At 45.5% G+C, this 14,229-nt stretch carries 8 protein-coding genes; all 8 read right to left on the bottom strand.

The features are described 5' to 3' along the window. Positions 1-387 precede the first annotated feature (387 nt). The 8 genes from RJ60_RS12135 to RJ60_RS12100 all read right to left on the bottom strand — a co-directional run bounded on the left by RJ60_RS12135 (position 388) and on the right by RJ60_RS12100 (position 13,421). Positions 388-3,459: an amylo-alpha-1,6-glucosidase gene (locus RJ60_RS12135; RefSeq protein WP_180979949.1), complete on the bottom strand. Its 3,072-nt coding sequence runs from the start codon at positions 3,457-3,459 to the stop codon at positions 388-390. A gap of 10 nt (positions 3,460-3,469) precedes the next feature. Beyond that, the gene (locus tag RJ60_RS12130) at positions 3,470-4,501 is read right to left on the bottom strand and encodes a glycoside hydrolase family 172 protein (RefSeq protein ID WP_207759723.1); all 1,032 of its coding nucleotides are present in this window, start codon (positions 4,499-4,501) and stop codon (positions 3,470-3,472) included. A 37-nt stretch (positions 4,502-4,538) separates the two neighbouring features. Continuing rightward, positions 4,539-5,375 (bottom strand): carbohydrate ABC transporter permease, encoded by an 837-nt coding sequence (locus RJ60_RS12125; RefSeq protein ID WP_099828441.1) that lies wholly within the window; start codon positions 5,373-5,375, stop codon positions 4,539-4,541. A gap of 15 nt (positions 5,376-5,390) precedes the next feature. Continuing rightward, positions 5,391-7,661, bottom strand: a complete 2,271-nt coding sequence (locus RJ60_RS12120) for a carbohydrate ABC transporter permease (protein WP_165775306.1) — start codon at positions 7,659-7,661, stop codon at positions 5,391-5,393. Between the two features lie 55 nt (positions 7,662-7,716). Next, positions 7,717-9,018: a sugar ABC transporter substrate-binding protein gene (locus tag RJ60_RS12115; RefSeq protein ID WP_099828439.1), complete on the bottom strand. Its 1,302-nt coding sequence runs from the start codon at positions 9,016-9,018 to the stop codon at positions 7,717-7,719. 53 nt (positions 9,019-9,071) lie between these two features. Continuing rightward, positions 9,072-11,252 (bottom strand): hypothetical protein, encoded by a 2,181-nt coding sequence (locus RJ60_RS12110; protein ID WP_103134858.1) that lies wholly within the window; start codon positions 11,250-11,252, stop codon positions 9,072-9,074. Further along, positions 11,242-11,979 (bottom strand): FadR/GntR family transcriptional regulator, encoded by a 738-nt coding sequence (locus tag RJ60_RS12105; protein ID WP_180979948.1) that lies wholly within the window; start codon positions 11,977-11,979, stop codon positions 11,242-11,244. The genes RJ60_RS12110 and RJ60_RS12105 overlap by 11 nt, the downstream gene beginning before the upstream one ends. A gap of 722 nt (positions 11,980-12,701) precedes the next feature. Further along, positions 12,702-13,421: a hypothetical protein gene (locus RJ60_RS12100; protein ID WP_099828436.1), complete on the bottom strand. Its 720-nt coding sequence runs from the start codon at positions 13,419-13,421 to the stop codon at positions 12,702-12,704. Positions 13,422-14,229 lie beyond the last annotated feature (808 nt).

Below are 14,229 nucleotides of genomic sequence, written 5' to 3'. Positions count from 1 at the left end.
AAGGGCAAAGAAAAACAGTTTAAGTTTCATTGTGTTTCCACCTCCATGAAGTGCTTGTACTGAGATAGGCCAAACCTGTGGAAGAGGCAGTTGCCAACTCACGAAGTGCCTCTCTTCACTTCACAGGCCAAATTCTAACTACAGCAACGCCAAACAAGTGAGTGCATCAATTCGAGAACGTCTTGTCGGGTAGATCTCAGAACTATGATCAAGCAAATTGTATCTGGCTATGCGCCAAAAGAAAATCTAGTGGGGAATTAAATGAATTGAAAACACTGCAGACTTCAGCAAATAGTCGATTTCTTGTCGACGCCACAACTACATACTATCAGACTTCTCTTTCTCAGCAGAGGTGAATCTACAGTTGTCGCCTTTTCACGGTACAGTCTAAGCATTTCGTGAATAAGCCTTTAGAAGAACAGTCACCGTTTTGTATGAATTGCTCTTATTACCCTTCACGATGAGTTCGTTGCCCATAATATCGGCGTTCTCGGCTTCGATCTTCCTGGATACCATAATAGGAATGGAAGTAATCTTTCCCGGTGATCTAACAATCAGCTGCCAGCAGTCAGATTCCGATATTCTCCTAATTGATATTATCCTGGGTTGTGAACTCTTTTTGCCTTTGGTGAGCTGTGGTTCAACTGGAAGGATCAAGAACGGGGCTGTATAAGTAATAAAAATGTCCAGCTTCTTTCCCGATATACTTGTGTCAAGTTCAACTCTCTTTGATGTGATTCCGTCGAGGGTTCTTACATGAAGCGGTTCGTTGTTGACAGAAATCCCAACATCACTTGATTGTTTGGGTATCCACGGTGTGAAACGTACAGACAATTCCTTCTCCATATGTATTCTAAAGTGCTGTGTCACTTCTATCCAGTCACTAATCAGTGTCGTACATTCATATGACAACGCCAGACAGTTGCTCCCCAATGCTAGACAGGGAGCTTCTACTCTCCTGAGGTTCACCGGTATTGAAGGCTGAAAGTCAATGATACCCTCGATCATGTTTGGAGCGAAGCCAAGCACACCTTCGTAGAATGGTTGAAATCCCATTGTTTCAGACCAGGCCTGATGAGGACATATCCCGGAAAGTTCGTAGGTATTTCCATGAAGAACTTCCGGGATATACCCTGATGAAAAGTCCTTATTTGTGTATAGATTGGCAAGCATGTGATTGTGAGCGTCAAGATCCGCCCCAAGTCTGAACTGAGCCAAAGCAGCCCAACCGGTAAATAGAGGCCAGACGCTTCCCTCGTGATAGCCTTTGGGATTGAATATCCCTGAGCTCTTTCCTATTATTCTTACCCCCCAGTCAGTGGAAAAGTCATCACTAGCCAGATCTTCGATCTGGGCGGAGATTCTTTCGTGAGGCACACAGTTGAAGATCAAACCCATTGAAGACATAATCGTTCTGAATTTCATTTGCTTTCCCGCTTCATCTATTCCCAGGACAAAACCCGTCTCAGGATCGTATAGTTTTTCGAGGCCAATCAAGCATCGTTCTTGTAGATTTGACAAATGAGACTTAACCCTTTCCTCTCCAAGATAACTGGAAAGCATTTCTATGCCCCTGAGAGCTGCAATCCATATGCAGTTCAAATAGAATGAGGCCTTTGCGCCGTACAGTTTTCCCCCTTCGACCCAGCCGTGGCCAGCAATAGTGTTTTCAATAAGACCGTCACCATCTGAATCGGTTTCTGAGCAGTAGTCTAGAGCTTTCTCTATTCTGCCCCAGTTTTTCCTTGCGAATTCTATGTCGCCGCTCTGCAAGCAGTACCTATACATCGCGTAAAGATAGAGGGGAGTGGAGTCGGCAGCGTCATAGTGAACAACATTGCTGGTAGTGAGTTCATGATAGATCTTTCCATCGATTCTCTGGAATTTCATTAGAAGTTCTAGATTCTCTTTGACGGTGGTGAAGTCTCCACTGTCGAGAAATGCCAGTGAGCACCAGAGGCTGTCTCGGCCGAAGTACCAGGCGTAGCCGGGCCTCGCACTGAACCAGCCCGGTCTACTTGAAGCATATCCAGCTACAAGGCCAGTTCCAAGATTCGGTACGGTCACTCTGAACTTGATTGCTCCAATTCTTGCCATGTCAAGAGCCTCATTGAGTCTTGAGTCATCTGTTATGATCCGCCCCTTCTCGAGGTACTTCAGGTAGAATTCGTTGGCCTTGAGTATCTCATCTTGCATATCGATTTGCTTCGGGAGCTCTTCGTCTTCGATACATGAGATCACCGAGAGCACGGCCGTTCCTGTCACTTTGCTACCAATCGTCACTGAGATCTCTTTGTCAATCCTATCCAAAGATAGTGATGATGGACTCGAGAAGATGAACAGGCTCTTGATCTGGCCGTCCTCGGTCTTAAGAATGAACCCGTTATCAAGTTTGGTGAACCGTTTTTCTCCATTGAAAGCATCATCCATTGGCCACATTATCCTGAGATCAGATTCGATACGAATATCAATGCTGTGTTCTATGTAGTCGTAGAAATCGAACTGCAAGAACAGATAGGGGTTCTCTAGACTACAGAAGACAGTTATCTCTCCGCAGCAAAGCTTATATACGACTCTTTCGGGTGTGTAGAGAACCCTATTGAGCGCTTCTGACAAGTGTTCTCCATCTATAGAGAACTCCATGGATCTAAAGATTCGGAAGGGATGCACCCACACTTCTTCAATTCTATGGACAGAGAGATTTGCAAGAATGCGTCGGCCTGTGGAATTGATGTAACCTCTTGCGTTTTCGATTTCCATAGACGGAACTGGCCAGTTAGTCACTGACAAGACTGATGGAAGTCTTTGATCTGAAGTCTCTGAAGTCTGAACAAATACCGAGTCCGATTCTATCCAGTATTTGCCTTGTCTGTTAGGAGAAAGCAGCCAGAGGATGCTGTTCTCGATGAACCTTCGTGCTTCGGCATTATACGGATTATCGGGTTCCTCAAATGAAAGATAACCTCCTATAGAGAGAACTGGAAAGCCTCCAATATCATGAAGCCAAATCAGTTTTCTCTCCCTAATATAGCTTATATATCTTTTCTCAACGGCCACTACCTTTGCTCTACTGCCAAGATAGTAGAAGACATTCGGTATCTTTTCAAGGCCGTTGAGATGGGTGCTGTAGAAGCCTCCAAACAATCCTTCAAATAGAGGGTGGTTCTTATAGCATTGAAATCCCCTTTTGTCCCACGGGGAGCTGTCCATAAACACTCTTCGCTCTTCAATAGTGCCGGCATCCTCTACCCCAATCGTTTCAATCATTCTGACGGCCTTTCCTATCAGAATTATGGGTTTGGCGCCTATTGAGGGCAATAGAGATTTCAGATCCGGTACGATGTTGTTCAGCATTATCAGTTCATTCTTATCGCAATCAACTCTCGCACTGGTTTGGTATCCAGCTTTCTGAATAATCTCAGCGAGGTGGTTCACTTTCTCTTCAATGACACAGATCATCTGCAGTTTCTTACCTCGACCACAGTTCATCCTGAGAATATCTCTTTGAAAAGTCCAAGTGAGGCTCCCTTTGATACCAGTAAGCTACTGTGGCAATATCGTCCGTCAAGGGCTGGAATGCCCCGTCGGGATACCAGCCAAGCGCTTGCACTGTTACTCTGATTGAGTTGTTGAACCGTATGGGATCAGGAATATGCCAGCGATAGAGGCCGTGCCTGGGAACCTGTCCCTCATCTCTTTTCCATAGGGGGTAACCGCAGAAAGGAGCGGAGAAGGACTCACCAAAACACCATGCACCTCCAAAGTAATCTTCGGTTCCCGTTGTACAGATACTTGGGTCTTCTTCACCGTCAATGAAGAACTTGACTTCTCCCTCTCCCCACCAGCCATTTGAGAACTGAGTCCAGGAGGCAACCGTGCCCACATAATGACCTATGCCGCTAACACAGTCCAGGATTACGTGTTCCGGACACTCTCGAGTGGTCATCGATCTTCTCCATTCTGCATGGAAGTATGCGGCTGATTCAGGTATACTCCCCAGTGAGTAGTCAATCTGATAGAAAAAGTTTTGAAAAGGCTTTGGAGAGAGGTTCTCGACTTCAATTCTCGCGCAGTTTTCGAAAGGCATCGGCCAGTAGCAGTTGAATCCGCCTGATGGATTTACCGCCACAGGAAGCGAGTTAATATTGTATCTCAATCCGTGAGTGCAACCAAAGAAGTCTCCTAGCGGAGCTTCAACTGAAGGAGATTGTTCCCCATCCCAGTAGAACCTTATCAGGCAGCTTCTGTATGCGTTACTGTCAACGGTTATCCAGATGTGCCTTATAGTACCGGGTCCCTCAATTCTTGCCAGTTCGACTCTTCCCGTTGCTGGAAGCTCGATACAAGGTCTGACTTTCCACCCCTGTCCCAGCTTTCTTGCAGGCCCCTTCCCTTCAGGACGTTCAAGAGCTCCTCCGGAAACACTTCCGTCGGGATTCTCCGCAGAAATCGATCGTGAGCATTCGTTTTTGATCTCACATATGTCACCAAAGAATGACAAGTTGATCACCCCTTTCTTCTATTCTGCCAGCGACTGGCTACTTGTCGTAGCCCGATGTAAGTCTTATTCCCTGAACGATCCATTTCTGGGCGAAAATATAGACCAATATCATCGGAATAGACGAAAGAGCTGCAGCGGCCATCTGTGCAGGGTAGTTTGTTACGTATTGAGAGGAGAACATCGCTACGCCGACTTCAATAACTCGCATCTCTTTGCTTCTCGTAACTATCAATGGCCAGAAGAAAGATCTCCACTGTGAAAGAAAAGTGAAGGTCCCAACTGTTGCAATCACCGGTTTGCAAAGAGGCATGATTACTTTCCAGAATATCTGCCAGGAAGACGCTCCATCTATTCTCGCGGCATCTTCTATGCTGCTTGGAAGGCTAAGCATATACTGTCTCATGAGGAACATTCCCCAGATATTTCCAAGCGCTGGAACTATCATCGCCCAATAGGTATCAACCCAGTTCATCGAGTGCAGGATGATGAATCCCGGAATGAGAGTAACAACTCCAGGGAGAAGCATGAAAGTAATGAATAGTTTAAACATGAAATCTCGACCCGGGAAGTGTAAGCGAGAGAGAGCGTAACCGCCCATCGCTACCAGGATTATCTGGCCAATAAGCACTGCAATTGTTATGAATAAAGTGTTGAAGATATATCTTCCCCATGGTTGCGATTGCCACATTTCCACGTAGTTCTCCCAACGAAGAACATCCGGGATCAGCTTTGGTGGAAGTCTGTACATTTCAAACTCTGCCATGAATGAGAAAGAGATCATGAGAATATAAGGAAGTAGTGTGGATAGTCCGAGAAGAATTAGCAAAGCCATAATTATTACTTTGACGAAAATCGGGAAGAATCTGTTATTCATCTCATCATCTCCTCTCTAGAAGTAAGCCTGCCAGCTCTCTTTGCCAAAGAGCTTGAACTCCACCAGAGTCAGCGCGGCCAGCAACAGGAACAAGATCCACGATTGTGCTGCGGCGTACCCCATTCTCATATCCACCCAGGCAGACTGCCAGATATGATAGAAGACGACATCTGTTGACCTAAGAGGTCCTCCCTGGGTCAAGACATAAATTGGAGTGAAGACCTGGAATGACCCAATGACGCTGGTCACAAGAACGAAGAGACTCGTCGGTTTGAGCAGTGGGAGCGTTATCTTCCAAAAAATTCTTGGTTTGCTCGCTCCATCAACTGCAGCCGCGTCATAGAAGTCCTTTGGAATGCCCTGGAGCCCAGCCAGGAATATGAGTAGTTGACTGCCAATAGCAGACCAAATACCGATTATCATCATTGATATCAGTGCGAACTGAGGTGATTCAAGCCAGGCTATTGGCTTTATTCCGACAAGGCCAAGAATGAAATTCAGGACCCCGAAGTCTCGATTGAAAATCCAGCGCCACACGATTGTAGTTGCGACCCCTGCAGTTACAACGGGAAGATAGTAGAGAACTCTCAAGACAATAGATAGCTTTCCCAGCTTGTTTACGGCAATTGCCAGGAGGAGAGAAATGAACATCCCTATTGGAACGTAAATCGAATAAACTGCCGTATTCTTCATTGCATTCCAGAACTTCAGATCTCCGAAGAGCTCAATGAAGTTCTCGAGTCCAACAAACGGCTTAGCTGCATCAACGATACTCCATCTTCTGAACGCGAGGAACAGCGCAAAACCCATAGGACCGACCGCCCACCAGATAAGGTGGACAAGAGCCGGCAGTAGAAAACCATAACCAATGAAAGTTCGTCTTATCAGTTTGTGAGACTCAATGTTTGTCACTATAAAGACGCTTACTATTACCATTACCAGAAGTACTAGAATTGCCCCTATGGAGAAAAACTGAATAGACAAGATAGAGTTTTCTCTATGAGTCTCCTCGAACAACACAGTGAAATCGTATCCGCCAATATTCCGGCTTGCATATGTGTGAATCACATCATTGACTTTCGCAGAACCGGTTTCTATTCCATTTACTTGAGAAGATGTGTCTATCTCGAGATTCGAGATTCTTCTGGCAGTCAGATTAGAGGCGACCACTTCGCCTTCGTGCTGGACAATGAAGTTTGCTCCCGTACTTCGTCTCGATGTGTCAACGAAATCAACGAAGAATCCTTCGTCCCCCTTCAATACTAAATGTTCAACATCATTGAACCAGGCCTTTGATCTCTTCAACCCAACGCCTTCGCTAATCTCTCCAAGAGCTTCACCAAAGACAAAGAAGGCGAATGAAGCGATCAGTACGATCGCAGGCAGATATGCTGTCAGCCCAAATATCATACGAGTACGCTTATTCAGAGCGGCGTGGGATGCTGCCTTCCTGTAGAATGAGAGCAAGACGAAAACGGCAAAAGCGAATGAAGCAAGAGCAGAGATCCACAGAAAAAGCGACAAAGAGGTGTATTTGTCTTCCCAATCCGCATCGGTTGTGAGAGTTGAGAAGAATCCAATTACATCCCAGTTGTCGGAATCATAGACCGCAATTGCGTTTATCGACGCTTTGCTTCCTTCAAATGAGATCTCCGCAGATTCTGGTCTTTGGCTATTTATCGTTTTTCTGAAGAGACTACGAATCAAGTCGTCTTCTATTCTGGGCGAATCTCTGGAAACAGCGAAATCATTTTCGTCACCGAAGTAAACGACGAAATCTCTTTCATACGTTTCACTTGCTTTGTCGAGAAGATCGTCAAATCTGTCGAGAACAACCAGAAGGATATTGTCGTCAAGTAGGCGTATCCCAGTCTGAATGTATGTTTCATCACCATAAACGACGAGCTCAGTCTTCGGATATCCAATCGAAAAGGTAAGATTTTCGAAAAACAGAGAGGAAGATAGACTATCCGGCGCAAAATAACCAAAGTCATCAATCAGGTTGCCTGAGTAATCGAACAAGCCAGCAAAGACAACGTCATCTGAAAAACTCTCGAGTACGGCAGTGACTAATTCTGGCCTCTCAATCAAAGGATTCATCTCCAGGTCGATGTATGCCGTCAGGTTTTGGTAGTTGAGTTTGAAGCTTCTTAGCAAAGAAGCCTCACTCTCGACCAAGAAGTCATTGAGGGCATTTCTGGCATAGAAACCCAAAATGGCAAATGCCGATATCATCAGAAGGCCAACAAACACCAGTAACCCGACAATGATCTTGTAGTGCCTCAAAGTCATCCCTCCCGGAAAACGAGGGGCAGTGCAGACTGCCCCTCAGATGAAGAAATTAGTTTTCACCCTTTTCGATATACGTGTCCATTGTTGCTGCAGCCCAATCCATTGCCTGCTTGACGGTCTCTCCACCTACGTTCATCCTGTCAAATGCCTCTGCCCATGTGTCTTCGAACTGCGGTCTATAGTATTTCGTCTGAGAACCAACCGGGACTCTTGCAAAATCAAGCATTTTGATGAAAGCTGCGTCGAGTTCGTCCTGAGCTGCCTGTAGCTCTGCGATGTCCTTTATTGCAGATATTGCCAGTCCGCCTTCTAAACAACGTTTGGTTTGAGCAAATTCGCTTGAGAGAAACGCAGCAAGCTTTGTCGCGCCTGCTTTGTCGGGAGCGTTGACAGGGACCGCCCAACCGGAAGCGTAGGTTACGGTTGCTTTGCTTTCAGGACTTGCGTAAGGTATTGGTGCAGCTCCAACAACCAGGTCAGCCCCCTTGGCAATCTGACCTCTGATTGACACGTTGAACCATCTACCTGTGATTACCATCCCCACTTTCCCTGTATAGAAGAGTGCAGAAGTTCCGCCCAAAGAGCTAGCCTCCTGAGGAGAAGGTGCATATCCCTTTGAGAGGAGGTCGATGTAGAAGCCGTAATTATTCACGTTCAGATCGCTGTTGAGATAACCAGATGTCTGAGTGAAGTCCGGGCTGAAGACCTCTCCGCCGCCTGCCCAAAGGAGTGGTACAACAACACCGACCCATGACGGGAAAGCGAAGCCCCAAACGTCGTTCTTTCCATCACCAGTAGTGTCCTTGCTCAAGAGACGAGCGGTCTCTGCAAATTCCTCCATTGTCCAGCCATCTTGAGCAGGATAAGGCACGCCAAGTTCATCAAAGACCTTCTTGTTGTAGAATATCCCAATTGGGCTCGTGTCCTTTGGAAGGGCGTACAGACTCCTACCTGATCTGAAGATGTCGACAAGTACTGGGAAATACTCGTCCAAGTTGGTGCCGCTTGCACCTTCTCTGCTCAGCCTGCTGATGAAAGGATTGATGTCTGTCAAGTAGTTGCCTTCGACAAATGCAGGAATCATCTCGGCATCAAGCAGAATGACATCGGGTGGAGTTCCCGCTCCGATGTCGGTCAGGATTTTCTGGTAATAGTCGCCTGGAACCGGTTCGTAGACTACCTCATACTCCGGATTCAGCCTCATGAATTCGGCAATGATTGCCTCGTCAAGAGCTGCTTCTTCAGCGCCTGCCCAGGTCGTGACTCTGAGCTTGGTTGCTCCCAGTACAAGTGAAGAAAGCAAAATCAGAGCAATTACAAGAGAACCTTTCAGATATCTTACCTTTTGCATACTCCCACCTCCATTTTGATTACCTGTCCGCTAGAATGCGGGCGATTAATTGATTACAGTTGTTTTCCCGCAAGCTGAACTTCAACCGCGCCACTATTCGAAACAACTCTAACTTGCCTTCCTGCCACCTCCAGATTATCGATCTCGAAATCAAGGTCGAAGGGAAATGGATCAAATTCGATTCCATTCTCAGAGATATCAATGCCTACAACGTATCTGATCAGAAGATCGATTACCCATGAATGCTGGTAATCATCGACACCTCTGTAGATACTCGGCCTTCCGTTGAAAGGGTTATAGTGTTCAAAGCAATTCGGTCTTCTTGGATCACCGTCAAAGAACATCATTTTGATGAACTTCTCGATAATCTCAACAGTCTTTTCGCGAAGGAGTGGGTCTTTGAATCTTCTTGCACATATTCCTAGAACGTCTACGATATGGCTGTTTGTCATTGGCCATACTCTTCCGTTCCAGGGGCAGTTGTGTCTTTTTCCTTTCCATTCGGCCCATTGACTGAAGGAGTGATCATCTAGACTTGTGGCTGGTACTGGGAACTCGGTCCAGAACTCTGCTGGATTGAGCAGATGCTTCTTGAGACCAGGAATGTGAGACTCATCTACGATATCCGTTAGATAGGGATAGAAGCATACTGCTGCCTTCACTCCGGTTCTCTTGAAATTGGCTGGATTGACATCTGAGAAGATTTCGTAATCCGGATCCCACATTGTTTCAAGAACGGCCTTCTTCGTCTTCTCGGCGCTCAATTTGAAACGGCTGCTTTCTTCATCAAGACCGAGAATTCCCGCCATCCAGGAGAGTGCCTTCTTGAGGTTGTATACATAGACTGTTGCATCTACGCCTTTAAGCCTTATATTATTTGTCCAGCCGTACCTATCAGACATTGGATCAACGGCAGTGTATCTGCTCATAAACTCCTGTCCTGTCTCGAACTGATCGACTACATCATAGAGTCCGGAGTTCTCCTGATCTCTAGATGAATCGAAGTAGGCTAGATACTTCTTTAGTGGTTCATAAATCCTGCTTATGAAATCAATATCTGGGTGAACACTATGTAGATCCCGAATCGCCCTCCCCCAGTCGGCGTGGTAGAAACCGTTCTCCTGAATCTGGTTAACATAGATATGACCTACGAACGCCCCATCTTCTTTCTGATTCTCCAAGAAGTTCAGCAGACTCCCTTGACCAATACTCGGACTGTTGGACCAGCGAGTTTCCAGGATATGGCATTGTGCGCTGTAAGTGATCAGTGCTCTGAAGTAGTCGAGGCCTTCGGCAATTGCCGGATGCTTCATAAATGACTCGCTAACCTCGCTTGTGAACAGTTTTAGTCCATACCACCTGTAGTAGTAATATGTCTGCATGAATGGATCACTAACGCGAAACTGAGGCAACGATGCAAAATACCGTTCCCAGGTTTCCGTGCTCTTTTTAACAGGATCTATACTGAGCAGCCTTTCTCCTCTCTCAATAACCTCTTCTCCACTTTGCGCAGCACCAAGACCACAGACAAATACAGACTCGTCCATCGGATCGATAGTGATTCTTCTGTGAACGCCCATGTAGAGTAGTCCGTTTCTGTTAATGCCATTATTAACGATTCCGGCCAAGAGCCCTTTCTTGCTAAGTTTCTCGTAGAATGGAGTCAATCTGAAATTCGGGATGTTGGCCGTTCTCTCTGAAAAGGTGATGTTGTAGTTCTCCATGGCTTCAAGTACTAACATCACCTCTGACTCGATTGGTCTTCTGTTTGGTTTGATGAGTTTCTTTCCGAAGAGAATTCCGTTTTTCGCAGGTTCTGCATGCGTTATATCTGTCTCTAGATCACTCTCAGAGCACTGCTGGGCTGTCCAAACCACAACATCCAACTCGATCAGTTCCTCGCCCATGTTCTTGAGCGTTACTTTTGAGAGAAGAAAGTCCTCTTCTAGCAAAGTTTTCTCTTCGATCAACTCAATATTCTCAGCCGAAAACCTGCTCTTAAGAACCGCCGGGTTCCATGTCCTGTCTACGCACCTGAAATCGATTGGGATTCCATTCTTCATTGTGCTGATCGCATAACCTGGATCAATTCTCATGTCAAAGTAACTCAGAAAATCCCATGCTCCCGGACTATCGAGAAACACCGGAAATGGAGGAGCCCATAGGAGCCTGTTCCCCCCTCCTAAGTACCATTTGTCATCTCTTTCAAGAATCTTCAGTACATCAATCTTCATATGAGTCACTCCTATCAACTTCCTGGCAGTTATGAAGCAGTTCCCGACCATAACCAGTTAGGTCAACTATGTCCTTCTTGTCAATCTCGATGATCTGATCGTAGACTCTCAGTGCGCCCTTAACATCTCTGGATGCTATTGCCTCATAGAGGTCCTCATGAAGAGGCAGTCCGGCATCTCCGAAAGTATCCAATCCGAGTGGCGACTTCCACAAGATCTCAAGTCCATCAAAGACCACGTCGAAAACCTCCTTGAGGAATCGATTGTGAGAGATCTCAAATATCTTCTTGTGGAAGGCAGCGTCTGTATTTGCGAGGTCATGCTTGTCTCTTATAGCCTCTAGAAGTTTTTCCATACAGCGAGAAAACTCTTCAATATCACTCTGACTTGAATTGGATATTGCGAGAGCTATCGCAGATTTCTCTAAAGTGCTTCTGACTTCTATCAAGTCAAATATATCTCTTGCGCTGTCTGTCTCAATCTCAAAATTGACATTGAACTGAATTCTTAACTTCGTTCTCTTTAGAACAAAAGTTCCGCTTCCGTGAACGGTTCTGGTTATGCCTTCATATTCGAGAACCCTGAGCGCTTCACGCACAACGGTTCGACTTACGCCCAATCGTTCAGTAAGTTCGAGTTCCCCCGGAAGTCTCTCTAGATCCTCGAGGACTATCATTTTCTTGAGCTTGTTTACTACATCTGTCGCGGTTCGTCTTCTTGCTTTCATAGCCAATTGACCTACCTCAACTTGATTTGTTGTCTACTCACCAGACAAGTTATTAATCATATTTTATTACCTCAACCATTGAATACTTCAGACGTACTATAGCTGCCTGCGTTTCGTTAGGTTTATTTGCAGGGGATTATCTAAGAAAACGAATTCCATCTTTACCGAGAAAAATGTTGTTGTCAACAACTATGACTTGAGTATTCTGAAGCAAGAAAAGACTTTCGCGAAGAGACAAGGTGAAATTTATCGCAATCAGTGGACCAGCTCCTATGGTTGGACGAATAACAGCACCGAAATCAGATGGTTCGCCTACTTCCTAAATAAAAGACAAAACAGTACAACTGATGCATTTCAGGAACAGAGGGATCATTACCGGAAAACTTATTAGCTTTACATTATTGAACTGCAATGATAGTCCAAGCCGAAGAATATCTCTTGCTTGAGGTCGATACCTTTTTTTTCGTTCACTCTTAACAGACAGAAGGGCTTCGCATACTTGACGAGCGCTATGGTGTTTACAAAGAGCCGGTAATCTCACTACAAATATGTTCGCCTCCGATAACTAGTAATCACTACGCCGGCCTTAATCGCAATGAACCCGACTACTGTAAGTGTTACTGGCAGCCCAACTGCCGTTATCCTTCTCATTCATTTGCAAGAAAGCAAGAAGCCGGAGTCAAGTTCACTCTCCGGCTTAAGTAAGCGGTTTTCGAAGACAACTACTTGGCTAACATCTTCTCCATTACTTCAAGTGCCTCGTCAGAAAGTAGAATCATGGCCAATCTTTGAGGTGTGATTCTGTTCTGCAAATTATTCTGCAGTGTCTCAGGTCTCCTGTCGGTAATTCTTTCAGAAACCTGCTCTTTGACAACTTTCATTCTTTCCTGAACATCAAGATTCTTCAATCGCTTCTGAGCTTCGGGCGGGAGATTCTCCAGACGATGTCTCATCTGTTCCGCTACATCGGGAAGCTTCTCCTCAATTCTTTCTCTCATTTCATTTACTCTGCTTGTGCCTACGCGGTTCGAAGCTACCCGTTGCTGCAAGTACTCGGCAAGATTTTCACCCTGCTTGATAGAGATTATTGATTTTAAACCTGTTAGATAATTCTCCATTATGGATTGCGTTCTAGTCGCAAAAGCTTCTCTTTCTGGAAGAGGAGCAATTTCACCTGAAATTGCCTCCTCGAGAGTGCTCTCAAGAGTATTAGTAATCCTCTCTTTGAGGCCTTCGAGTTCCTCGCGAGTGGATTTCGCAAGATCGTAAATCTCCTGAAGCTGCTCAGGAGAAAGTTCAACTGCGTTTAGCACATTTGCTATCTGAATCTGGCGCTGCAGTTTCAGAATATCTTTATCTACTCTGTTTCCGAAATTTGGAGCTGCAGTAGCGACGACCCCGAAGATCAATACCATTACCGAAACAACCAGTATCTTTTTCATTCTTGTCACCTCCATATGAAACTAAAACAATTATAGAAATCAATAAGTGGAAGGAACGTGAAATCGCTCGATGAAACCACTTCTCGTTGTGATGAAATGGTGAACTCTCTTATCTGGTCTATCAGTCGAGATTCCTCAACCATCTGAAAGCAGTATAGTGGATAAGTAGTTTGGCTGCAAGAACGAAGTTCTGATGAGTGTAGTGTCAGTTAATAGGAAAGAAAGGTAACGTTCGGAGACAGCAGGGACATCGACAACGATCAACTCATCCTCAGATCAAGCCGTGCAGGCGAGTATAGACTGTCGTTACCTGAACTGACTATACTCTGTCATTAGCCCTAAGGACTTGCTGAGGTGAGCAAACGGACCAGCATTCCTCACCGGGTAACTTGAATTTTAATCTTTTTGCGGCTGTGGATCATGGGCATCAAAAAAGCCCGCTCCTTCTCTCGATGGTTCTATTGTTTTATCCGGCTTTTGGTTGGTCCTTGTTGAACAGTAAACCCCGGAGAAACTTATTGCATAACCAGCAACAAGAAAGAGAGTTCCTTCAGAGACAGCAGAAATAGTCGTCACAAAACAATCGCAAGAACCCCCGGGCTTTGCCGAACACTGCCGTCAGCAAAATACCGGAAGGCTCCTGCGATTTATCAGATACTATCTGCTTTTGACTGGCCATCTGTTCAAGACACGACTGTTCTTATCTGTGAATTATCCACCAATTGGCGATTTGATATTTATCGGTATCGTTCACAGTGCCACAGTTGTAGGAAGAGGTGGAACTGGTATAAACCTGATGATACGAAAC

Source organism: Mesotoga sp. B105.6.4 (assembly GCF_002896535.1).
Taxonomy (GTDB): Bacteria; Thermotogota; Thermotogae; order Petrotogales; family Kosmotogaceae; genus Mesotoga.
The sequence above is the reverse complement of the archived record's forward strand: the minus strand, read 5'-3'. Positions and strand labels throughout refer to the sequence as shown.

Coding starts and splice junctions, on each gene's coding strand:
- RJ60_RS12115 (WP_099828439.1), bottom strand. CDS start 9,018: ATGCAAAAGGTAAGATATCTGAAAGGTTCTCTTGTAATTGCTCTGATT.
- RJ60_RS12110 (WP_103134858.1), bottom strand. CDS start 11,252: ATGAAGATTGATGTACTGAAGATTCTTGAAAGAGATGACAAATGGTAC.
- RJ60_RS12105 (WP_180979948.1), bottom strand. CDS start 11,979: ATGAAAGCAAGAAGACGAACCGCGACAGATGTAGTAAACAAGCTCAAG.
- RJ60_RS12135 (WP_180979949.1), bottom strand. CDS start 3,459: ATGATCTGTGTCATTGAAGAGAAAGTGAACCACCTCGCTGAGATTATT.
- RJ60_RS12125 (WP_099828441.1), bottom strand. CDS start 5,375: ATGAATAACAGATTCTTCCCGATTTTCGTCAAAGTAATAATTATGGCT.
- RJ60_RS12100 (WP_099828436.1), bottom strand. CDS start 13,421: ATGAAAAAGATACTGGTTGTTTCGGTAATGGTATTGATCTTCGGGGTC.